15 protein-coding genes are annotated in these 22,446 nt (G+C 68.5%); 3 read left to right on the forward strand and 12 right to left on the reverse strand.

Annotated features, from left to right (window positions below):
- Nucleotides 1-15 precede the first annotated feature (15 nt).
- From O7621_RS21935 to O7621_RS21965, 7 genes are all read right to left on the reverse strand, one after another.
- A complete protein-coding gene (locus tag O7621_RS21935; protein WP_282230995.1) occupies nucleotides 16-1,221 on the reverse strand; it encodes an iron-containing alcohol dehydrogenase in 1,206 nt (401 codons plus the stop codon).
- A 159-nt stretch (nucleotides 1,222-1,380) separates the two neighbouring features.
- Nucleotides 1,381-2,841 carry an NAD-dependent succinate-semialdehyde dehydrogenase gene (locus tag O7621_RS21940; protein WP_282234683.1) on the reverse strand — a complete coding sequence of 487 codons (1,461 nt, stop codon included), beginning with the start codon at nucleotides 2,839-2,841 and terminating at the stop codon, nucleotides 1,381-1,383.
- 65 nt (nucleotides 2,842-2,906) lie between these two features.
- Nucleotides 2,907-3,983: an ABC transporter ATP-binding protein gene (locus tag O7621_RS21945; protein ID WP_282230996.1), complete on the reverse strand. Its 1,077-nt coding sequence runs from the start codon at nucleotides 3,981-3,983 to the stop codon at nucleotides 2,907-2,909.
- Nucleotides 3,983-5,050, reverse strand: a complete 1,068-nt coding sequence (locus tag O7621_RS21950) for an ATP-binding cassette domain-containing protein (RefSeq protein ID WP_282230997.1) — start codon at nucleotides 5,048-5,050, stop codon at nucleotides 3,983-3,985. Before O7621_RS21950 ends, O7621_RS21945 begins: the two co-directional genes overlap by 1 nt.
- Nucleotides 5,050-5,961, reverse strand: coding sequence for a carbohydrate ABC transporter permease (locus O7621_RS21955; RefSeq protein WP_282230998.1), 912 nt, complete (start codon nucleotides 5,959-5,961; stop codon nucleotides 5,050-5,052). The genes O7621_RS21950 and O7621_RS21955 overlap by 1 nt, the downstream gene beginning before the upstream one ends.
- Complete coding sequence (locus tag O7621_RS21960) at nucleotides 5,961-6,911, reverse strand: sugar ABC transporter permease (protein WP_282230999.1); 951 nt, start codon at nucleotides 6,909-6,911, stop codon at nucleotides 5,961-5,963. The genes O7621_RS21955 and O7621_RS21960 overlap by 1 nt, the downstream gene beginning before the upstream one ends.
- Nucleotides 6,908-8,281 carry an extracellular solute-binding protein gene (locus tag O7621_RS21965; protein WP_282231000.1) on the reverse strand — a complete coding sequence of 458 codons (1,374 nt, stop codon included), beginning with the start codon at nucleotides 8,279-8,281 and terminating at the stop codon, nucleotides 6,908-6,910. Before O7621_RS21965 ends, O7621_RS21960 begins: the two co-directional genes overlap by 4 nt.
- Nucleotides 8,282-8,725: 444 nt before the next feature.
- Here O7621_RS21965 and O7621_RS21970 point away from each other — a divergent pair, with 444 nt between their 5' ends.
- The 3 genes from O7621_RS21970 (at nucleotide 8,726) to O7621_RS21980 (ending at nucleotide 11,033) form a co-directional block, all read left to right on the forward strand.
- Entirely contained in the window at nucleotides 8,726-9,469 is a 744-nt protein-coding gene (locus O7621_RS21970) for a GntR family transcriptional regulator (protein ID WP_282231001.1), read from the forward strand.
- Between the two features lie 90 nt (nucleotides 9,470-9,559).
- Nucleotides 9,560-10,129: a DJ-1/PfpI family protein gene (locus O7621_RS21975; protein ID WP_282231002.1), complete on the forward strand. Its 570-nt coding sequence runs from the start codon at nucleotides 9,560-9,562 to the stop codon at nucleotides 10,127-10,129.
- Between the two features lie 97 nt (nucleotides 10,130-10,226).
- On the forward strand, nucleotides 10,227-11,033 hold the full coding sequence (locus O7621_RS21980) for an alpha/beta hydrolase (protein WP_282234684.1): 807 nt from the start codon (nucleotides 10,227-10,229) through the stop codon (nucleotides 11,031-11,033).
- 23 nt (nucleotides 11,034-11,056) lie between these two features.
- Here the strand turns inward: O7621_RS21980 and O7621_RS21985 are convergent, their stop codons facing one another.
- The 5 genes from O7621_RS21985 to O7621_RS22005 form a co-directional block, all read right to left on the reverse strand.
- Nucleotides 11,057-12,289, reverse strand: a complete 1,233-nt coding sequence (locus O7621_RS21985) for a cation:proton antiporter (protein ID WP_282231003.1) — start codon at nucleotides 12,287-12,289, stop codon at nucleotides 11,057-11,059.
- Between the two features lie 45 nt (nucleotides 12,290-12,334).
- Nucleotides 12,335-13,456 (reverse strand): Gfo/Idh/MocA family oxidoreductase, encoded by a 1,122-nt coding sequence (locus O7621_RS21990; RefSeq protein WP_282231004.1) that lies wholly within the window; start codon nucleotides 13,454-13,456, stop codon nucleotides 12,335-12,337.
- Nucleotides 13,426-14,136 carry a ThuA domain-containing protein gene (locus O7621_RS21995; RefSeq protein ID WP_282231005.1) on the reverse strand — a complete coding sequence of 237 codons (711 nt, stop codon included), beginning with the start codon at nucleotides 14,134-14,136 and terminating at the stop codon, nucleotides 13,426-13,428. Before O7621_RS21995 ends, O7621_RS21990 begins: the two co-directional genes overlap by 31 nt.
- 160 nt (nucleotides 14,137-14,296) lie before the next feature.
- The gene (locus tag O7621_RS22000; RefSeq protein ID WP_282231006.1) at nucleotides 14,297-15,412 is read right to left on the reverse strand and encodes a thioesterase domain-containing protein; all 1,116 of its coding nucleotides are present in this window, start codon (nucleotides 15,410-15,412) and stop codon (nucleotides 14,297-14,299) included.
- 54 nt (nucleotides 15,413-15,466) lie between these two features.
- Nucleotides 15,467-22,438 (reverse strand): non-ribosomal peptide synthetase, encoded by a 6,972-nt coding sequence (locus O7621_RS22005; RefSeq protein WP_282231007.1) that lies wholly within the window; start codon nucleotides 22,436-22,438, stop codon nucleotides 15,467-15,469.
- Nucleotides 22,439-22,446 lie beyond the last annotated feature (8 nt).

The raw sequence follows: 22,446 nt of genomic DNA on the forward strand, positions 1-22,446 counted from the left end.
CGCCGCTTCCGCGCCTTACCGGTCCCCGGTCCAGGCCGCTTCGAGAATGGCGGTCAGGCTCGCGGCGTCGGTCGGGCCCGGATGGTTCTGGATCAGACGGGTGACGCCACTGGCCATTTCCGCGAAGCGGGGCAGGTCGGCACGGGCCACGCCGATGTCCGCCAAGGTGGGTGGGATGCCGATGTCGGCAAGGAGCCCGTTGAGCCAGGTGAGGAACGCATCTGCGGCCTCGGCCTCCGAGGCGTCGGTCACGTCGAGCCCGCAAACGCCGGCGAGGATGGCCAGCCGGTCTCCGATGGCATCCCTGGCCGCCGCCAGCGCGTAGGGCAGTAGCAGTCCGACGCCCAGGCCGTGCGGCGTGTGGGTAGCTGCGCCGATGGGGTACTGGAGGGCGTGCGGGGCCGCGTTGCCTGCGTGGGAGAACGCGAGCCCGGCTAGCACGGACCCGTAGGACATGTCCGCGCGCGCGTCCTTGTCGCCTCCGTCCCGGACCGCGCGACGCAAGCTACGGGCGATCCGCTCCGCAGCCAGGAGCGCGTAGTGGTCGGTGACCGGGTTGCGGCCGAGGAACACCTGCTCCACCGGGTCGCGCGGTCCGTGGGCCCGGGGTCGCGCGGTGTAGCTCTCCACCGCGTGGCAGAACGCGTCGATGCCCGAGTGGGCGGTGACGGTCACGGGGCAGGTGTAGGTGAGTTCGGGGTCGACGATGGCGAAGTCGGGCACGATGTGGACGCTGGAAACCCCCACCTTCAGCTCGCGGTCCGGGTCGGTCAACACCGAGACGGGTGTGAGCTCGGAGCCGGTGCCGGACGTCGTCGGGACCGCGACGAGAGGAATCGTCGGCCCCGGCACCTTCGACTCGCCGTAGAAGTCGCGCGGCGTCCCACCGTGGCGCCGGATCACGCCGACGATCTTGGCGAGGTCGATCACCGTGCCGCCACCGATGGCGAGGATCACGTCGGCATCCACCTCTGCGGCGGCCGAGACGGCCAGGGCGACATCGGCGAGCGGCACGTCCGAAGTGGCGTCGGCGAACACCTCGACGACCTCGACCTTCTCCCGCACAGCGGCGACGATCTCGGCCACGCCCGGCTGTCCCAGTAGAACCTGGTCGGTCACGACGAGGACTCGCGAACCGCTCTCGGCCACCACTCGTGGGATGTTCTGCGCGACCCCTTCGCCCACTATCAGCTGGCGTGGTCCGCGGACGGTCTCAAGCATGTCAGTGTCTCTCCGAACGTCGGCGGCGACTAGCTGGGCGGGACGTCCAGGTCATCTGCGAGACCGGAACGGCGTCGGCAAGGTTGGCCGCCCGGTGGCGCAGGCGCGCGCCGGGCGCCCGAGCTCGATCGGGCCCGGGCACCCGGAGCAGCAGGTCGGTCACGGTAGGTCGATCGCCGCGTAGGTGAGATCGAGGTATTCAAGGATGCCCTCGTGCGACCCCTCCCTGCCGATCCCGGACTGCTTCACGCCTCCGAAGGGAGCTGACGGGTCCGAGATCAGCCCACGGTTGATGCCCAACATCCCCGTCTCCAGCCCTTCGGTGAACCGCAGCGCCCGCTGCAGGTCACGGGTGAAGACGTATCCGACGAGGCCGTGCTCGGTGTCGTTGGACTTCGCCATCACCTCGTCATCGGACGTGAACGGGATGATCGGCGCCACCGGGCCGAAGATCTCCGTCTCCAGGATCCGCGCGTCTTCGGGCACGTCGACAAGGACCGTAGGCGGGTAGAAGTGGCCCGGCCCATCCGGACGCTCGCCGCCCACCAAGACGCGGGCACCGCGATCGACCGCGTCGGCGACCAGCTCGTCGATCTTGGCGACCGAGGCCTCGTCGATCAATGCCCCGACGTCCACGCCGTCGTCGAGACCATGGCCCACCGAAAGCGCGCCCATCCGCTCGGCGAAGCGCGCCGTGAATTCCTCGCGCACCGGCTCCTCGACGTAGATCCGGTTGGCCGCGATGCAGGACTCCCCGATGTTGCGCATCTTGGCCACCATGGCACCGTCGAGCGCGACGTCCAGATCCGCGTCGGCACACACGATCAAGGCCGCGTTGCCACCCAGTTCCATGGAGGTGCGCAGCACGTTGTCCGCCGCCTGCCGGAGCAGCACGCGCCCGACCTCGGTCGACCCGGTGAACGAAAGCTTGCGGGTCCGACGGTCGGCTAGCAGTGCGGAGACCACTTCGCCGGCACGCTTGGTTGTCACCACGTTGACGACGCCCGGGGGTACGCCGACCTCCTCCATGATGCGGGCCAGGAACAGCATGGTGAGTGGTGTCTGAGCTGCCGGCTTGGTGATCGTCGTGCAGCCCGCTGCCAGCGCGGGAGCGATTTTGCGGGCACCCATGGCCAACGGAAAGTTCCAGGGCGTCACGAAGACGCACGGTCCGACCGGCTTCGGCACGGTGAGGATGCGATATCCACCTGCGGGAGCGGTGCTGTAACGCCCCTCGACGCGCACCGCCTCCTCGGCGAACCAGCGGAAGAACTCGGCGCCGTAGACCACCTCGGCCCGAGCCTCGGCGAGCGGCTTGCCCATCTCGAGCGTTATCAGCCGGGCGACCTCCTCGGATCGCTCGGTCAGTGCCCGGTACGTCGCGGTCAACAACTCTGACCGTTTCCGCGGCGGGGTCGCCGCCCACTGCGCCATCGCCTTGCTCGCCGCGTCCAGAGCGGCGAGCCCGTCGACGACGTCGGCGTCCGCCACCTCGGCGATGGTCCTGCCGGTGGCCGGGTCCTCGACGGAGAAGGTGGCACCGCTTGCGGCGTCGCGCCAGGCGTCGCCGATCCGGAGCCGCCGGTACTCGGGGGCCAGGGCGTTCATCGGGTCGCTCATTGCGTCGCCTCCTGCGATCTTCTTGCTGATCTCCAGCGGGACCTCGGCGATCGCGTCCGACACGGCTACCGCCCCGCCTCGGACAGTGACAGCCCGGTGCCCGCGTCGAACAGGTGCGCACGGTCCAGGTCGACCGTGACAAGCAGCCGTTCGCCCGGCGTGCCGGTGACGGTGGGCCGTGCCTTGACCTTGAGAATTTCCGTCCCCACTCGAACGTCGACCACCGTGCGGTCACCGAGCGGCTCAAGCCCGTAGAGCTCCCCCGGCAACGACGCGTCCCCACGCCGTTCGACGGACAGGTCCTCGGCGCGCAGGCCCAGCAGCAGCGCACGACCGTCCTCAGCCGTGGTCCAGCGGGGCCTCGGCAGTGTCCAGCCGTCCGCACCCACCAGACGGTCTCCCTCGGCGCGGCAGGCGAGCAGGCTGATCGGCGGGCTCCCGACGAATCCCGCGACCCACTGGTTGGCTGGCCGCTCGTACACCTCGGTCGGCGTTCCGACCTGTTGCACCTTCCCCTCCTTGAGGACCGCGACATGGTCGGCCATGGACAAGGCCTCGACCTGGTCGTTGGTCACGTAGACGAAGGTTGCGCCGAGGCTGCGGTGGATGCGGGTGAGCTCGGTGCGCATCTCGACGCGGAGCTTGAGGTCGAGGTTCGTCAGCGGCTCGTCCATGAGAAACGCGCGCGGGTGCCGGACCAGCGCCCGGGCCAGGGCGACGCGCTGCATCTCACCGCCCGACAACTGAGCGGGCCGACGCTGCAGCAGCCGTTCGATGTGCAGCAGGCTCGACATCTGTTCGACGGCAGCGGCGATCTCGCTCGAAGAACAGCGGCGTGCCCGCAGCGGCGAAGCGATGTTCTCGTACGCCGTGTGTCGCGGGTAGAGGGCGTAGCTCTGGAACACCATCGCCAGGTCGCGTGCTGCCGGGGTGTCGCCGGTCGCGTCCCTCCCGTCCAGATGAACCGATCCGGCGTCGAGCTTCTCAAGGCCGGCGATCGCTCGCAGGGTCGTCGTCTTGCCTGCCCCGGAGGGTCCGAGCACGACGAAGAACGAGCCGTCCGGCACGTCCAGCGTCACCCCGTCCAGGGCTTGGACTTTGCCGAAGGACTTGCACAGCCCGTCCACTGCCACGGTTCCCATCAGGCCACCAGCTCTTCCGTGCTCACGTCGTAGACCGCCGGGGTTCCGCCGATGTGCCGCAACCCGACCGGGACGTCAGCGGCGAAACGGACAGTCGGTGGCATCCGAACCCGTAGGTCACGCTGGCCGCCGTGGTCGACCACGTAGATGATCTCGTCGCCCAGCCACTCCGCCGAGACCACGCGGGCCGGGACCGAACGGTCCGCCCCTGGTCCGGTGACTTCCAGTGCTTCCGGCCGGACGCCTGCGACCACGCGACGGTCGCGCCGCAGGCCTGGCGGTGGCGGGAGAACCAGTCCGCCCTGACTGCGCAGCTTCCCGTCGACCAGTTCCACCTCGATCAGGTTCATCGGCGGGGAGCCGATGAACGCGGCGCAGAAGAGGCTCGCCGGACGGTCGTAGACTTCCAGCGGCGTGCCGATCTGCTCGACGCGGCCCTTGTTCAGGATGGCGATTCGATGACCGAGCGACATTGCCTCGACCTGGTCGTGGGTGACGTAGACCATCGTCGCCCCCAGCTCCCCCTGCAGGTGCTTGATCTCGGTACGCATGTCCGCCCTCAGCTCCGCGTCCAGGTTGGTGAGAGGTTCGTCCATGAGGAACGCACGTGGCCGTCGGACCAGGGCGCGGGCAAGCGCGACACGCTGCTGCTCCCCACCGGACAGCTGGCGCGGCCGTCGGTTCAGGAGTGGACCGAGCCGCATCAGCCGGGCGGCTTCGTCGACCCGTTCGCGTACCTCCGGCTTGGGTAGGCCCTCGGCCCGCAGGGGGAACGCCAGGTTGTCGCGGGTTCTCAGATGCGGGTAGAGAGCGTAGAACTGGAACACCATGGCGATGTCGCGCTCGGCGGGCGGCAGGTCGTTGACCAGGGTGTCGCTGATGCGGATGTCGCCCGTCGTCTGCCTCTCCAGACCGGCTACGGCCCGCAACGTGGTCGTCTTGCCGCAGCCCGAAGGACCGAGCATCACGAACAGTTCGCCGTCGCCGATGGACAGATCCACGTGCTCGACCGCGACCGTCCCGTCCGGGTAGCGCTTGTGCAGCGCAGTCACCTCGATGCCCGCCATCAGCGTCGCACCGCCCCGAGCGTCACACCGGCGACTAGGTGCTTACGCACCAGGTAGGCGAAGACGAGCACCGGCAGGGCGAACACCACGGAGGCAGCAGCCACCAGACCCCAGTCCACGGTGGTGCCCCCGATGAGGCCCGCGATGGCGGGCGGGGCCGTCCGCACGCCGTCGCTGGAGGTAAGGAAGATGGCAAACACGAACTCGTTCCAGGAGAAAATGAGCGCGAAGACCGCTGTCGCGGCGATGCCGGGCACGAGCAGGGGAAGGGTGAATCGCCAGAACGCTTGCAACCTGGTGTAGCCGTCGAGCATGGCGGCATCCTCGTACTCCGCAGGCACCTCGTCGACGAACCCCTTCATCATCCAGACGGTGAACGGGAGGTTGAACGCGGCGTAGATGAGGATCAGCCCGAGCTTGGTGTCGATGAGTCCGACCTGACGGTACATCAGGAAAATCGGGACAACGACCACCACGGGCGGCATGAAGCGGGTGGACAGGATGAAGAACAGTTGGTCCTTCTTGGCCTTCACAGCGAAGCGTGAGTAGGCCCAGGCTGCCGGAACTCCCAGGACGGTGGCCAACACTGTGGAGACCCCGGCGACGATGATGGAGTTGAGGAACGCGACGGACAAGGATGAGCGACCGCCGGCTGAGCCGACGAACACGTCCTTGAAGTGGTCCATGGTGACCGTGAAACCAAGAAACTTGGCTGGGATCGCGTAGACGTCCCGATTTTCCTTGATGGACGTCTCGATCATCCACAGCACCGGAAAGAGCATCACGACGGCCAGCACGGCCAGCAGCGCGACCTCCAGCACTGAACGACCTCGGCCACGAAGGCGGCGCGCTGGGGGCGGGTTGTCCCGGGCAGGACCTGTGGACACGGCCTCGTCGATGGCGACGGCCATCAGTCCTCCTTGAGCTTGTTCAGGTAGCGCAGGTAGAACTGCGAGAGGACGATGACGACGAGGACCATGAGGATCCCGTACGCCGATGCGGTTCCGGTGTTGAAGCCCAGGAACGCGACCTTGTAGACGTGGAACGACAGCGTCTCGGTGGAGACACCCGGACCTCCGCTGGTGAGGATGTAGACGAGGTCGAACAGCCGGAAGGCCTCGATGGCCCGGAACATAACGGCGATGAGGAGCAGCGGCCATACCAGCGGAAGAGTGATGTGGCGAAACCGGAACCACTCGGACGCCCGGTCGATCGAGGCGGCCTCGTACAGGTACTTGGGGACCGCGGTAAGGCCGGCAAGTGCGATGAGCATGATGAACGGCGTCCATTGCCAGGTGTCGACCAGGATCAGGGAGAACAGTGCGGTTCGCTGCTGGGTCAGCCACTCCACCTGCCCCAGACCGAGCGAGCCGAGCATGCTGTTGATCACGCCGAACTGCGTGTCGAGCATGAATCGCCAGAACAGCCCGACCACGACCGGCGACAGCATCATCGGAACCAGGAACAGAGTTGTCAGCACTCCTCGCCCGTGCGTGCGCCGTGAGATCAGGTACGCGATGGCGAAACCGAGCACGGTCTGCAGGGTGACCGCACCGACGACGTAGATCAACGTTGTCAAGGCCCTCTGGTGGACCTGCGACGAAGTCAGGACGGCGGTGTAGTTTCCGAACCAGATGAAGTGGGCTGGCCCCCCGCGAGTGGCCGAGTAGTCGGTGAACGACAGGTACAACGCCCACAGCAACGGAAATACCGACATTGCGAGCAGCAGCAGCAAGGCGGGAGCGATGAAGGCCACGGCGAGCCCGCGGTCACTCAATCGGCGGGACCACCCCGGTGCAGGTGGCGTCGCGGATGCCACCTGCACCGGGCGGTCGGTCGTCAGAGGGGCGGAGTCACTCACAGTCCGCCGCCACCCTCGCGGCCGCTGGAGTCGAGCACGCTCTGCTGTTCCCTGGCGATGTCGTCGAGCGCCTCCTTCGGCGTCTTCACACCGTTGAGAGCCGCGTTCACGTTTGTGTTCTCGATGTCAACGAGGCGCGCGTACTCGGGCACGTTCCACATGTCCCGCATCCGTGACACCGAGTCGGTGTACACCTGGTTGAACGGCTGGGCATCGAGGAACTCGGGCGACTCCAGGGCGTCCGTGCGCGATGGCACGCCACCGGCCGAGGCCCACTTCTTCTGAATCTCAGCCTGCTCGAACCACTTCATGAAGTTCAGGGCCTCCGCCTGATTCGCCTCGGAGGCGTAGGCCGACACGTGCATCCCCATGCCGCCGAGAGGCACCAGGTTCGTCTTCTGCGCTGGCAGGGCGGCAAAACCCAGCTTGTCGAGAATCTCCTCGCGCGAGGTGCCGAGCGTCGACTGCTCCGGGTCAAGCAGGCCGCCGCTCGCGGCGATCCAGTTGAACGCGATGCATGCCTTGCCCTGAGCGACCGCCGCGTTCACCTCGTCGATGAACCAGTTGCCGGAGCCCTTGGCGGTCAACGGCTTCATCTTGTTGACGAGGACGTCCATCGCCTCGTGCCCCGCCTCGTCGTTGAGGACGCCCTCGATCTGGCGCTCCTTGGCGTTCCAGAGGTTTCCGCCGTAGACACCGTTGACCGTGTTGTACATTACGGCTGCGGCGTCGGAGCCGTTGGCCTGGTGGAAAGCCAGCCCGCTGACGCCAGGGTTGTCCGCCTGGCACTTCTCGGCGACCGAGATCATCTCGTCCCAGGTCTCCGGCGGCTCCTCGCCGATCAGATCCTTGCGGTAGATCATCGTCCAGGTGTCGCCGAGCAGCGGAAGGCCGTACAGGCTGGCGTTTTCGTCGCGCTGGCCGGTCTCCGCCTGGGGGAACTGGCCGTAGGCCGCCAGGAGGTACGGGTCGTATGCCTCGACGTCGATGTTCTCGTTGACGAAGTCGGTGATGTCGAGGATGTTGCCGTTCGTCACGGCCTCGCCGATGTGTTGCGAGTCCAGGATCGCGATGTCGAAGTCGGTCTTGCGCGCGGCGAACTGGGTGAACATCGCGTCGTGCCAGTTCGCGTTCGGCACGGTGTTGACCTTGATGGTCACGTTCGGCCGCTCGTTCGCGTACTCCTCGTTCGCGAAGTCTTCCAGCGCCTGAGCGGGCGGCCAGTCGAACCAGATGAAGCTGAGGGTCAGCGGGTCCTCGGTGAGCGTCGGGATGGTCGCCGGCGCCTTCGGGGCGCTCCCCTGCCCGCCGTCGTCCTGGCCGCCGCAGGCCGCCACCATCGTGGCGACCAGCACGGCTGCCGTCGCCATCCGAGCCTTCCGCCCGGTAAAGGCGAGTCGTCCGGTTTGCTTCTTATATCGCATCTTATTTGCCTGCTTTCTAAGAGGGGACTTCTGGAGCCCTGCCGCATGCTTTCGCCGAGCAGTCGCTGCGTTGTTCAGGCGTGTTGCCGTGCTGTCGCGGGGGACGACCCGCAGACCGGCGCCACGAGTACGCCGCGACGTACCGGGGTCATGCAGCCGAGAAGCCCTTCGGTCCTGGTGCGGCCCGGTGGCGAACCGAGCAGGGCGCCGAGCATGCTCATGGAAGCTCAGGTGATCGGAGTAGGGCGCTGGCAGGCGGTTCGGCGATGATGCAGGAAGCCAGCCTCCGTCACCGTTCCTATACGATTTGGGGGACGGCGTCAGCATGCAGGAGCGTCGCGACCGATGTCAACAGGTTCGCGCAGACGCAAGAAGGGACCTCACGTCACGATGGACGACGGAGCGATGACCGCGCGGGGCCGCGGGGCCATGACGGGCGGAGTGCCGCCGGAACGATCTCGCGGCCGGCTTGCCGACGAGGTGTACGACACGCTGCTCGGACAGCTGATGTCACTACGGATCGAGCCTGGCTCCCGCGTCACGATCGACGTCCTGGCGCGAGAGCTGGGGGTCTCGCAGACGCCGATCCGAGACGCGCTGAACCGCATGGAGGCCGAGGGCCTGGTCGTGCGGGTACCACATGCCGGCTACCGCATTCCACCTCAAATCACCCGGCGCCGATTCGAGGACATGCTCGAGATCCGACTGCTCCTCGAGCCGGCAGCGGCGCGCAGAGCCGCTGAACGCGCGAGCTCGGAGCAGGTCGCCGGCCTGCAACGGATGCTGGAGGAGATGGCAGAGTTGGAGGGGGGCAACGGGCGCATGGCCTACGGCGCCTTCGGGCTACGCGACGCCGCTTTTCACGATCTCGTCGCCCTGAGCGCGGGGAACCAGGTCATCCGCGAAGCGCTCGCTCGCCTGCACACTCACGTGCACCTGTTCCGGCTGCTCCACGACACCCAGGTCACTCACCTGGCCATGGCCGAGCACGAAGAAGTTCTGGCCGCGATCGCCGCGCGTGACCCCGACGCGGCCGCCTACGCCATGCGTCGGCACATCCTGCTGTCCGGCGAGCGGTTCAGACGACTGTTCGACGAGGCCAAGGCCGCGGACGGGATGGCGGTGAAGGCTTGACGGGCGGGCTGGGCCGAGGAATGCTAGCTCAGATCGGATCGGATCGGATTTGATCTGCCTCATGCAGCCCCACGATGCGAGGAGAAGCAGGTGCCCAGAGCGCTGCTCCTGACCGGCGACGCCGCCGAGGAGCTCGACACCATGTATCCCTACTACCGCGTACAGGAGGGCGGCTGGGACGTCGACGTCTCGTCACGGACGATGCGTGACATACAGCTGGTCATCCACGAGTTCGACCCCAGCTCCGACGCCTACGTGGAGAAGAACGGCCGGAAGCTGCCGGTCGACGTGCCCTGGGCCGAGGTCGACGTCGAACGCTATGACGCCCTCATCATCCCCGGGGGACGTGCCCCCGAGTGGATCCGGGTCGACGCCGACGTCAGGCGCATCACCGAGCACTTCTTCGCGCGTGACCTACCGATCGCGCTGGTGTGCCACGGCGCGCAGGTGCCAGCGGTGTACGGGCTGCTCAAGGGGCGAAGGACGGCGTGCTTCCCGCCCATCACCGGGGACATGGAGAACGCGGGCGCTACGGTCGTCGACGCTCCCGACGTCGTGGACGGCAACCTCGTCTCCTGCCGCGGATGGCCCGACATGCCGCAATTCGGCAGGGCGATGATGGAGCTCTTCTCGAAGTCCGTCAAGCCCGCATCGGCATGAGCACACCTGGCCGGCACCGGTGACGGCATCTCGGACCGTCACAGTCGACGGCTCCCCCGTCCGCGTCCTGGAGATCGGCACCGGGCCTGCGGTGCTGATGCTGCACGGCTCCGGACCCGGCACGACCGGGTCCGGAGCCTGGGCGACGACGGCGCAGGCGCTGGGCACATCCTGGCACTTTGTGGCTCCTGACCAGGCGGGGTTCGGCGGTACACCCGTGCCGGCGGGCTCCCGAGGTGGGCTCCGGCTGTGGACGGAGCAGGCCGCAGGACTGATGGACGCTCTCGGTATCGAGTCCTATGCCGTGGTAGGTCACTCCATGGGAGGTGCCGTGGCGCTGGCATTGGCGGCGGCGCGCCCCCAGCGAGTCACCGGTGTCGTGGCGGTTTCGACGATGGGCGCCCCTGGGGCACCGCTCTCCGCCGACCTCGACGCCATCTGGGCCGCCCCCGCCAGCCCGCTCGGAGCACGAGACATGCTGAGTCGCCTCGTCCTCGACCAGGCGCTCGTGACCGAGTCGGCCGTCGCTGCCCGCGCAGCTGTGATGCGGGCGGGTGCGGCCGCATTCGCGTCGTTGTTCCCTCCGCCTAGGGCGCGGTGGGCCGACGAGCTCGCCCTCTCGGCGCAGACGCTGGCAGAGGTCCGCGCGCCGGTGCTGCTCGTCCACGGTGCCGAGGACCGAGTAACCCCGCTCGCGACGGCAGCCCTGCCCCTGCTCGAACACCTGGCCGATGTCCGTCTGCACGTGCTCGGCCGATGCGGGCACGTGCCGGCGATCGAGCACCCGCTCGAGTTCCGGCAACTACTGTCATCCTTCCTCCGGGATGAACGACATACGGTCCGGGACGTAGCCGGCCGGGTTGGCGGCGTCCAGCGGGAGAGCGCGGATGGCGCAGTAGGCTAGGGAGGTGATCCACCGCCCGATATCTACGAGGCCGGCTCCAGTCTCGCCGCACGGGCACCGGCATAGCGGTCGACGGCCCACAGCAGAGGGCCGCTGAGACCGGTGGTGATCAACGCCATGACGATCAACGCCAGGAACAGGCCGGGAGCGAGGATGCCCGCGCTGTAACCGGCCTGGAGCACGGCGATCTCCGTGAGGCCGCGCGTGTTCATCAGGGCCGCGAGCTTGAGACTCGCCAGCCGCGACTGCGCACCCAGGCGGGCACCCGCATAACTGCCCGCCAGCTTCGAGATGATCGCAAGGACGGTCGCGATGACGATCGCCTCCCAGGAGACGACGTTCGGCACGCCGGCCGCCAGCGCCGTTCCGGTAAGGGTGAACATGACCGGAAGTAGCAGGCGACCGAGCCGGCCCAGTTGGCGGCTCACCCGCGCCCAGGGCCCGTCGCCGGGAAGGGCGAAGCCCACCAGGACAGCCCCGAAGATCTCGGTGAGACCGAGCCCTCTGGTGGTCTGCGAAGCGGCGTAAGCGATGACAGCGACCAAGATCATGGCCACGTGCGGGTAGCGGTCCGCAAGCGTATCGAGTGCCTTGGTCCGGGCGATCCACCGGACCGCCAGCACCGCTGGAATACCGCAGAGGAGTACGGCGACCGCTTTGACGGCACCGTCCCGTCCGGTGGCGAGACCGATAGCGACGGCCAGCAACACCCAGGTTACCGCGTCGATGGCCACGGCTGAGGTCATCGCGAGCCGGCCGATCTCGGTGTTCTCCATCCGCCGGTCCCGCAGGATGCCGGCGAGCACCGGGACCGCCGTGACCGCCAGCGAGACAGCCAGCATGAGTGTCAACGCGGTGGGCGACGCCTCCCCTCGGAGGTCGGGGCCGCCGACCGTCAACACCCAGGTCGCGAGCAGTACACCGGACAGCATGGCCGGCAGGGTGGACCCCACTGACAACCAGGCCACGGCTCGGCCAGAGAGCCGTCCGCCACCCTGCCGAATGCCATGGGCGGCGCTCACCAGGAACAGGGCGAGACCGAAGTGCCCCAGAAACTCGAGTACCTCCCGCCCTGCGGACTCCGGCGCGCCCCAGCCCACCTGTGACACCAGCACTGCGCCCAGCAACAGGCAGCAGGTGATCTCAAGGACGATCTCCGGCTGCTTGAGCCTCCCCGCCAGCCAGCGCCCCGCCGCCGCGGTAACCAGCACGCCGGCCAGCACGAGGGCCAGCGTGCCAGCTATGAGCGCGTCCAACCGCGCCTCCCTGTCGGAGTATCCACTGCGGTCGACCTCGTCTGTTCAGCGCCCGGGTGCGAGGGCTGACCGCCACTCCTCGGCCGGGGTGAACGGGACGGGTGTGGGGCGTTCGACCACCGTCGTCAGCTCGACCCGTCGGCCCTCAGCGGCTGATCGGAGCAGGGCGGTCATGATCTCGAGTACATGCAGCGCCACCTCACCGCTGGCCCGTGGTGGACACATCACGTCGGACCGGATCAGGTCGATCAGGCCGATCCCTCGGGCGGCGGCGACGTAGCCGGCCCGCGGTTCGACGGTCCGCCACCCGGGGCCGTCGAGCGCCAGGTGGCGGACCTCGCCGTCGAAGGTGTTCGGATCGGGTACGGCGAGGGTGCCGTTCTCCCCGTGCACCTCGATCGGTGCGGCGGCCGTCGTCGCGACCCCGTCGAAACTGGTCGTGAGGGTGGTCAGGGCACCGCCCGCGTGTTCCAGCGCACCGGTCACGTGGGTCGGCACCTCGACCGGGATCCGCTGACCGAGGCGGGGTCCCGAGCCGATGACCCGGACGTCGCGCAGCCGGCTGGCCGCCCCGATCACGGCACGGACCGGCCCGAGCAGGTGGACCAGCGCCGAGATGTAGTACGGCCCCATGTCCAGCAGTGGGCCGCCGCCCGGGGCGTAGTAGAAGTCGGGATTGGGGTGCCAGCGCTCGTGCCCTGGGGTGACCATGACGGCGGACGCGGCGAGCGGACGCCCGATCAGGCCACTGTCGATCGCCGCGCGGGCGGTCTGCGTACCGGTGCCCAGGACGGTGTCCGGCGCGCAACCGACGCGGACGCCGGCCGACGCCGCCCGGTCGATGATCGACCGGCCCTGCGGGAACCTGACGGTGAGCGGCTTCTCGACGTAGACGTTCCGGCCGGCGTCGATCGCCGCGCCGGAGATCTCGGCGTGCGCCGCCGGGATCGTGAGGTTGAGTACCGTCGCCACGTCGGGGTGATGGAGCAGTCGCTCGACGCTCACCGCCTCGGCACCGGGAATCGCGGCGGCGGCAGCGACGGCTCGGGCCGCGTCCAGGTCGGCCAGCGCGACGACCCGCACCGTGGGGTGGTTGGCGAGCGTGTTCAGGTAGGCGCGGGAGATGACTCCGAGACCTACGACGCCGATGCCGTGCGGGTCGCCCACACCATCCCCCTCTCGATGACGGTACGGACGCACTGATGCTCCAGCACATCGAGGCTATGTCCCGGAGTCGTCACGACGATCCGCCCGGCGCCCCAGGTTCGGGTCCAGATCGCCGGCGAGGTGACCGGCCGGTGCCACGGGTGCCACACCTGCGTCGGGTGGGTAGTGGTGGCCAGCACATCGTTCAGGTCGTCGTGCAGCACCCAGTACTGCTCGGTCACCAGGTCGAAGTCCTCGATCCCCGCAGTGATCGGATGTTCCCGACCGAGGTCGGTGATGGTGACCGAGTGGGGCAGGAAGTTGTCCTTCTCCGCGCCACTACGTTCGCACGGTTGGATGCCCGGATGGGTGGCGAACTGGCCGCCCACCAGGTGCAGGTAGTCCGAGCAGGCGCGAAACGAGTCGACGATGCCGCCGTGCCAGCCGGTGAACCCTGTCCCGGCCGCGATAGCCGCGGCCAGACCCGCCACCTGTTCCCCGGTAATCTGCGACATCGTCACGCACTGCACGATGAGGTCGGTACCGGCCAGTTCGGCGGCGTCGGCGTAGATCTCCATCGACCCTTCCACCCGCACCACGTATCCGCTGCGTTCGAGGAACGGGATGAACAACTCCGTCGCCTCGACCGGCCAGTGCCCCTCCCAGCCGCCTCGGACCACAAGGGCTCTCCGCTGCACCACACCCGCTCCCTCCCCGGTCAGCCGCCCCAAGCGCCACTGCTGCTGCCCAGCCGACGCCCACAGCTGCCGGCCATCGACAACCGTACCCGAGCTACCATCTCTCAGCACTCGCCCGACGGGTCCCTGCCGCACCTCCAAGGCGGGCCTGAGCCAGGCCCTGCTACCGGGAGTCGAGGGCGAGAACCGCCTGGGCCGTGTCCCGGGCGGATCGTCGGTCAAGAATCGAGAAGTGGTCGCCGTCCAGCGATCGCCGCCGGAATGTGCCAGAAGTGTGGATGGACCAGCGCGGGTCGAAGTTGCGTGACCGGGTCGCAGTCAGGAGGTCGACGGGGGCGGCCGTCGTCCCGGTGGGTCGATAGGCCCGCCCCGCCTGCAGGACCGAGCGGAACCGGTTGAGGTAGCCGACGAACTCCGCCGGGTTCAGACTGGCCAGGTGCGGGATCACCCGGGCCATCAACGGGAAGCGGCGGCTGAGCGCGGCCGCCAGTCGTTCCCTGGCCGGGGTGTCGAGGCGCGCCCGGACCGACCGCCACATGACCTCCACGGTTGCCCCGTCGGGGAAGAGCGGCCTGTCGTCGGCGAGCCAGCCGAACTCGTCTAGCAGCGCCCGCTCGGGCCCGGGAAGGAAGTCCTCGTGCCCGGCGCCATTGGCAGCAGGCAGGTACAGCTCGTACGGCGAATCCACCAGGACCACCCGCTCGACCGGACGTCCCCGCTGGTCGAGTAGTTTCGCCATCTCGAACGCGACGAGCCCGCCCAGGCTCCACCCGAGGATCACCAGCCGCCGGGACTCGTCGAACGTCGACTCGATCGCCGCAACATGGTCGCCCGCCAATCCGGCGATCGTGAGTGCCCGAGGGGCGTCGAACTGCTCGTGAGCCAACTTGACCCCGTACAGGTCCGCCTGGCCGGAGAGCTCCCCGGCCAGGCTCGTGTAGCCGTAGACATCGCCGCTGACATCGTGCACCGCGACCAGGAGAGCGTCCTGTCCGCTCCCGTCGCCGGCCCTGGACAACGGCACGATCACGGTCTGTTCCTCGCGGACCTCAGCCGCCCCTCGCGCGATCCGGTTCCAGACCGCGTCGGACTGCCGGTCGATGGTCCGGCAGTCGACCAGTTCGGCGATCTCGAACTCGGTCGCGAAGGCCTCGTTCAGCTCGGTCAGCAGGATGAGCGACTTGAGCGAGCTACCACCCGCCGCGAAGAAGTCGACGTCCCCCTGCAGCTCGTCGCGCCCGAGCACCTGCAACCAGAGCTGTCTGATCGTGGCCCTCACATCGTCTTTGGTGTGCATCTCGGTGCCCTTTTCGGTCGGTCGTGGAAGCGGCACTCAGCAGGGTGGAAGCGTCGACAACGGTCTCGACGGGGTCGCCACCAGGTCGAAGACGGCCTGGACGACGTGACCCATCGCTTCCGCCGTCTCACGTTTGAACAGTGAGTTGTCGTAGTTGAGGCTCACGCGCAGGCCGTCCCGCGTCTCGTCGACAAGGAACGTCAGCGGGAACTTGCTGACCCGGGGGCGGTCGACGCGGTAGTGCTCGACGGCGAGTTGCTCCCCTGGGACCAGGTCCTCGACGGGCAGGTAAGGGTAGTACGCGAACATGACCTCGAACAGTGGGTTGTGTCCGCCATCGTCCTGAATTCCGAGGTCGCGGACCAGGGTCTCGAACGGGTATTCCTGGTGGTCCAGCGCCGCGAACAGATCGATGCCATGTGCCGCCAGCAGCTCCGGAACCGGACTCGTACGGTCGACGTTCACTCGGACGGCCAGCGTGTTGACGAACATCCCGATGGTGGACCGGATTCGCGGATCACGCCGGCACTCCACGGGGATGCCGATCGTGACGGTGTCTTGTCGGCAGATGTGCGCGAGGGCACCGGCAAACAGCGAGAACAGCGCCGAGAACCTGGTGGTCCCCGCCGCTCTGGCCAGCGAGTCCAGTTCCCGCCGCCGCTCAGCCCCGATCCACAGTTCGACGTAGTCGCCGCTGAACCGCTGCACTTTCCCCCTCGGGAAGTCGTACGGCAGGGCGGGTGTGGTCGGCCCACCACCGAGCTTGTCGAGCCAGTAGGCCCGCTGCCGCGCCCGTTCTTCCGCGCTCTGCTGGTCAGCGAGCTGAGCGTAATCGGCGTAGCGCAATCCGGGCGCTTCGCCCGGCGCGGCACCGAGGTACCGGCGGATCAGTTCTCCCAGCAGCAAGGGGACGGAGGCGCCATCGAAGACCACGTGATGGACGTCGATGACGACATGGTGCTCGACGTCCGAGAGGCTCGCGAGTTTGACGCGCATCAGCGGCGCTCTGGTCAGGTCGAACGGCTGCACGAAGCCGCGGAGTACATCGGCCTCCTCACCGGGCGCAATCTGCTGGCGGACGATCGGGACCGCGACGGCCGGTTCGACCAGGCCGACCACCCTTTGATGACGGATCGCGAACCGGGTCCGGAACGCGTCGTGCCGCAGGACGAGTTCGTCGACGGCCTGTTGGAGGCGGGCCGCGTCGAGCGGGCCGCGTACGGCGAAGGAGAGCGGGATGTTGTAGGCCGTACTGCGGGGATCGAGCCGCTGCAGGTAGTAGATGCCGGACTGGGAGGTGGTGATGGGGTACTCGGTGGCGTGGGAGCCGTCCGGGACGGGGTCCGGCTGAGTGCGCGATCCAACGCCCGGATCGTCCGTCGACAGGTGGCGGATCCGCACCGCCAGCCTCCGTACGGTCGGGTGGTGGTAGAGGTCACTGATCCGCAGTCCGACGCCGAACTCGTCGTTGAGCCGGGCGACGATGGTCATGGCTCGGAGGCTGTCGCCGCCCAGGTCGAAGTAGGAGTCGTCGACGCCCGCGTCGGTCGCGTCGACGACCGACCGCCAGACCGCCAGGACCCGCCGTTCGATCTCGTTCTCCGGCGCGGCGGCGAGGCTCCCGACCGTTCGGTCGGGGGCCTGACGCGCGAGCAGCGCCCGCCGGTCCGCCTTGCCGTTCGGGGTCGTCGGGAGCTGCCCCAGGCGGACGATTGCAGCCGGGACCAGATAGCCGGGCAGCGCGGCGGCGAGCTCGCGCCGGACCGTGTCCGGTTCCGGCGACGGTGCGTCCGCCGGCCCGTCGGCAACGTAGTACGCCTCCAGCTCGGCGGTGCCCCCGACTTGCCTGATCAGCGCGGCAACGTGCCGCACGCCGGGAATCCGCTGCATCGCGATTTCGATCTCACCCAGCTCGATACGTCGCCCGCGAACCTTCACCTGCGCGTCACGCCGACCCAGGTAGATCAGGTTGCCGTCCGGTGCCCACCTGGCGTGATCCCCGGTCCGGTACAGCCGCTCGCCGGGAAAGTCGGGGTGGTCGGTGAACACCTCCGCGTTGAGGCGGGGGCGGTTGAGGTAGCCCCGGCAGAGCCCTCGGCCCGACAGGTAAATCTCCCCGGTCACGTCGATCCCGACGGGCTGCTGGGCGGCGTCCATGACGTAGACCCGGGTGTTGTCGACCGGCCGGCCGATGGGAACGGCCGGCGTGCTGTCGTCGAACCGGTAGACCGTGCTGTAGGTCGTGTCCTCCGAGGGGCCGTACAGGTTCCTGACCTCGATCCTGCGGTGATCCAGCAGATTGCGAAGCGCGGGCGGGGCGGGCTCGCCCGCGACGTTGACCGCCGTGACGTTCGAGAAGTCGTGGCCTGAACGGCACAGTTCGACGATCACCGAGGGCACCGTGTTGACGAGGATGCGCCGGTGCGCACCGAGCCACTCGCCGATGTGTGCCGGCGACTCGATGAGCCGGACGGTCTTCCCCGTCGACAGCGGGAAGAGGAGCTCGAAGATCGACAGGTCGAAACAGATCGAGGTGGCTGCGATGACCACCCCGACGTCGGTGTCCGCGAACTCGCGCCGGCTCCACTGCAGGAAGGCGGCGAGATTGTCGTGGGTGATCTGCACGCCCTTCGGGTCGCCGGTGGATCCGGACGTGTAGATGAGGTAGGCGACCGCGTCAGGGGGCGACGGCGCCGCCGGAACGGTTGGCCAGGAGCCCAGGCCCGCGCGGAACCGGCCCAGGATCGGCGGATCGACGAGGACCCTGCAGTCGCAGTCGTCGAGGATGAACTCGATTCGGCGGGCGGGGTACGCGGGGTCGAGCGGCACGAAGGCGGCACCCGCTTTGAGGACGCCGATCAGGCACGCGACGAGCCAGTCGTCGCGCTCGAGGAGGATGCCGACGTAGTCACCCGGGCGCACACCCAGCTCCTGCACGAGGAAGCCAGCGAACTGGTCAGACCGGGCATTCAACTCCGCATAGGACAGCTCCTCGTCGTCGACGAGGAGCGCTGTGGCGTCCGCCGAGTCCGCGCACCGGGCGGCGAGCATGGTCAGGAACGGCGTGTAGGCCGGATCGACCCTGCCCCGGCCGAAGTCCAGCACCGTGCCGCGCTCGGCCGGCGGGACACACGGCAACCGGCCTACCGGGCGAGCCGCGTCGTCGCTTGCCGCCGCGAGGAGGGTCTCGAGTGCGCCGACGAACCGGCGGATGGCATCCTCGGCGTACAGGTCGGTGTTGTACTCGACCTCGAGGGCGAGTCCAGCCCTCCGCCCGCGTTCGACGAAGTTGAATGTCGCGTCGAACTTGCTGAACCGCTGGGGAGCCGACCTTCTGGTGAGGCGGAAACCCGGTCCCTCGATGTGGTTCAGCGCCTGGTTCTCGGTCGCGTTCTGCAGGACGACCATCAGATCGAACACCGGGCTTCGACCCGGATCCCGGCGTAGCCCGAGATCGTCGACCACGGAGTCGAACGGATGGGCCCGGTGTTCCAACGCCGCGGTGACGCCCGCCTTGACCCTGGCCAGCAGCGCGTCGAACGTCTCGTCCGCCGACAGCGTCGTGCGCAGCGGGAGCGTGTTGACGTAGAACCCGATCTGCTGTTCGACGTCGACGTGGTCCCGGCCGGCGACCGGGGTCCCGAGCGTGATGTCCGGCTGACCGGTCTGTCGGAACAGCGTCGCCTTGACCCCGGCCACCAGCACCATGAACAGGGTGCATCCTAGCTTCGCTCCCAGCTCCTCCAGGCGAGAGACGAACGACGCGGAGAAGGTGTGCCCGACGACGGCGCCGCAGTGGGTCTTGACGCTCGGCCGCGCCCGGCAGCCCGGAAGGTTCACCGCAGGGACCGTCTCCAGGCCCGCCAGATGGTCGGACCAGAAGCGGCGGTGGACGTCGTGGTCCCCGGACTCCAGGCGGCTCCGCTGCCACGCCGCGTAGTCCTTGTACTGGATGTCGAGCCGGGCGACCGGCGGTCCGGCAAGGGCGGGGTCGTAGAACTTGAGCAGGTCGCTGACGAACACGCCCAGCGACCAGGCATCGCAGACGCTGTGGTGGATGGCGAAGGCGAAGGTGTGGCTCCCTCCCCCGGTCGCCGCGAGTGCGGCCCGCAGCAGCGGGCCCCGGCTGAGGTCGAAGGGCCGCCCCACGAACTCGGCCAGCGAGTCCGCTAGATCCTGGACCGGCGGGACGTGCTCGAGGTTGAAGTCCACCGCCGACACGGGCAGGACCGCCTGCCGCACGTCACCGTCCGGGCCCGTCCGGAACACCGTACGCAGGCTCTCGTGCTTCTCGATGACCTGCCGGAGCGCGTTCTCCAGCCGCCCGGGCTCGACCTCACCCTGGATGTCGTAGACCGAATGGAGGTTGTACGCCTGGGAGGCGGACTCGAACTGGGATGCGAGCCAGAGCCGCCGCTGCGCGTTGGACAACTCGTAGTCGGCGGCGGGCGCGAGTCGGGGGATCCCGGCGAATCGGCCCGGGTCGGCCGCGCTGATGACGCCGGCCAGATCGTCGAGCCGCGGGTGCTCGAACACGGTGTTGAGCGCGAGCTCGACACCGAAGTCCTTCGAGACGTGCGACAGCAGGCGGATAGCGGTCAGGCTGTGCCCGCCCAGCGCGAAGAAGTCGTCATGTCGTCCCACCCGCCCGACGTCCAGCAGACCCGCCCAGAGCCGGGCGAGCCGCTCCTGTGCCGCGGTGACCGGCGGAAGGAAAACCTCCCGCGCCACCTCGGCATCGGGTGTGGGCAACGCTCGCCTGTCGAGCTTCCCGCTCGGGGTCAGGGGAAAGGACGTTCGCTGGGTGAAGTAGGTCGGTACGGCGAAGGGGGGCAGACTCTGCGCGGCCTGCTCCTTCAGTGCCCGCGGGTCCAGCGGCGTGTCCGCGATGAAGTAGGCCACCAGAACGTTCTCGCCCCGGACCTTTCTGGCGCAGACGACCACGTCGTCGACCCCGTCCAGCCCGCGGATCGCCCGCTCCACCTCCCCGGGCTCGATCCGGAATCCGTTGATCTTCACTTGATCGTCGGCCCGACCGAGGTACTCGAGCCTTCCGTCGCCGTCCCAGCGGACCAGGTCCCCGGTCCGGTAGAGGACGCCGTCGAAACCGATCTCGTCCAGTTTGACGTGGACGAAGCGCCGTGCCTGCTCCTGCGGGTCGTTCAGGTAGCCCTTGGAGAGTCCGGCACCCCCGAGGTGGAGTTCACCGACCAGGTGGGGGGCGCACAACCGACGCTGCGGGGTCAGGGCGAACAGCTGGATGCCGTCGATCGGGCGGCCGATAGGGACCGTCCGGCCCCCCGGCCGCAGCTCGTCGGCGGCGAGCCGGTGGAACGTGACGACGTCGGTGAACTCGGTGGGTCCGTACGAGTTCATCACCGCGGCCCGGAAGTTGGGCGACTCCGACCAGGTGCTCAGCTTCGACGTGTCGATCGGTTCACCGCCGAGCACGACGTGGCGCAGCGACCGTAGCGCGTGGAACCGGTGCTCGGCACCGAACTCCAGCAGCGGATAGAAGGCGCTCGGCGCGCAGTTCACGACCTCGATCCCGTGCGCGTCGATGTACTCGGCCATGGCCGAGTAGTCGTCGAGCGCCGCACCCAGCAGGTGTAGCTGTCCTCCGCACAGCAGGGGCGCGAACAGGTTCTTCTGGGCCAGGTCGAAGCTGACGGGGGCGATGAGCAGGAAGCTCGGCTGTCCCGGCCCGCACACCTGCCGGGTGTACCAGGCCAGCAGGTTACGGAAGGCCCCGTGCTCGACCGCGACCCCCTTCGGCGTCCCGGTCGACCCGGAGGTGAAGATCACGTACACGCTGTCGTCCGCGCGGATGGTCACCGGGGGGTCCGTCTTCGGGTGTTCGGCGATCCGGTCTGCGGCCGGCGTCAGCGCCACCACGTTCGCGACGGGCGTGGCGAGATCATCGGGCTCCCGCACGATCACGGCGGCGGCGCGGCTCTCCCTGACCAGCAGCGCTTTGCGGTCCGCCGGGTAACGCAGGTCGATCGGCACGTATGCCGCGCCGGTCTTGAGCACCGCCAGGACCGCCACGACCAGGTCCCGGCTGTCGCGCAGCGCGATCCCGACAAAGTCCCCGCGCCGGACGCCACCCACGTCCCGCAAGTAGTGCGCGAGCTGGTTGGCGTTCTCGTCGAGATGGCGGTAGGTGAGTGCGCCGGCGCCGTCCACCACCGCTACGGCGGCAGGCGTGGCGGCCGCCTGACGTTTGAAGTCCACGAGCAGGCTCGCGGGCAGGTCCGGATCTGGTGCCGGGCCGTGTAGCGCCGCGGTGAGCTGTTCCAGCTCGGCGGGGGTGAGGACGGGGATCCGCGACAGCGACAGGTCAAGGTGGTCACGCAGCTTGCGCACGAGTTCGACGTAGTGCCGGAGGAACTGGACGGCGAGTTGCTCGTCGCATCCCGGGCCGCAGGAGAGCCGGACCTCCCGGTCGTCCGCCGCGACCGGCACCGTCAGGCAGATGGCCGTCCCACCGCCCAGCAACGGGTTCGCGACCGGATCCGCCCCGCACACCAGCCCGAAGCGGACGAGGTGGGCAGTCTGTTCCTGGGCGGTCATCCAGTCACGCAGTTCGTTCCAGCGGTAGTCGCGGTACGCGGCGCCGTCCTGCGTTTCGTCGCGGATGGCGCCGATCGCGTCGCGCAGCGTCCCGTCCGGGTCGAGCGACGCGGTGTAGAACAGCAACGCCTCGGTGCCGCGTGGGTGCCCGCCCACCGCCACCACACCGGCCTCCTGTCCGAAGTAGAAGGACAGCAGGATTCGGTACAGGGTGACGTAGATGACCAGCTCGGCCTCCGGGTCACCCCGGCTGGCCTTCTTCAGGAATCGCAGATCCTCCTCGCAGACCGTGACCGACCAGTGTCTACTGCTGTCAGCGGCGCCGGCCGGGTCCGAGGCTGTCAACGCCACGGGCAGGTCCGACCATTCGCAGCCGCTGACCTTGCGCACCCAGTAGTCAAGGGCGATCCTGGGGTCCAGGGTCTTCCCGGTCATCGTCGCCT

Origin of the sequence: Solwaraspora sp. WMMD937 (assembly GCF_029581175.1) — a bacterium.
GTDB lineage: Bacteria > Actinomycetota > Actinomycetes > Mycobacteriales > Micromonosporaceae > Micromonospora_E.

What these genes read in the sequence shown, in the direction of transcription:
- O7621_RS21935 (WP_282230995.1), bottom strand. Translation starts at nt 1,221, where the DNA reads ATGCTTGAGACCGTCCGCGGACCACGCCAGCTGATAGTGGGCGAAGGG.
- O7621_RS21940 (WP_282234683.1), bottom strand. Translation starts at nt 2,841, where the DNA reads ATGAGCGACCCGATGAACGCCCTGGCCCCCGAGTACCGGCGGCTCCGG.
- O7621_RS21945 (WP_282230996.1), bottom strand. Translation starts at nt 3,983, where the DNA reads ATGGGAACCGTGGCAGTGGACGGGCTGTGCAAGTCCTTCGGCAAAGTC.
- O7621_RS21950 (WP_282230997.1), bottom strand. Translation starts at nt 5,050, where the DNA reads ATGGCGGGCATCGAGGTGACTGCGCTGCACAAGCGCTACCCGGACGGG.
- O7621_RS21955 (WP_282230998.1), bottom strand. Translation starts at nt 5,961, where the DNA reads ATGGCCGTCGCCATCGACGAGGCCGTGTCCACAGGTCCTGCCCGGGAC.
- O7621_RS21965 (WP_282231000.1), bottom strand. Translation starts at nt 8,281, where the DNA reads ATGGCGACGGCAGCCGTGCTGGTCGCCACGATGGTGGCGGCCTGCGGC.
- O7621_RS21970 (WP_282231001.1), top strand. Translation starts at nt 8,726, where the DNA reads ATGGACGACGGAGCGATGACCGCGCGGGGCCGCGGGGCCATGACGGGC.
- O7621_RS21980 (WP_282234684.1), top strand. Translation starts at nt 10,227, where the DNA reads ATGCTGCACGGCTCCGGACCCGGCACGACCGGGTCCGGAGCCTGGGCG.
- O7621_RS22005 (WP_282231007.1), bottom strand. Translation starts at nt 22,438, where the DNA reads ATGACCGGGAAGACCCTGGACCCCAGGATCGCCCTTGACTACTGGGTG.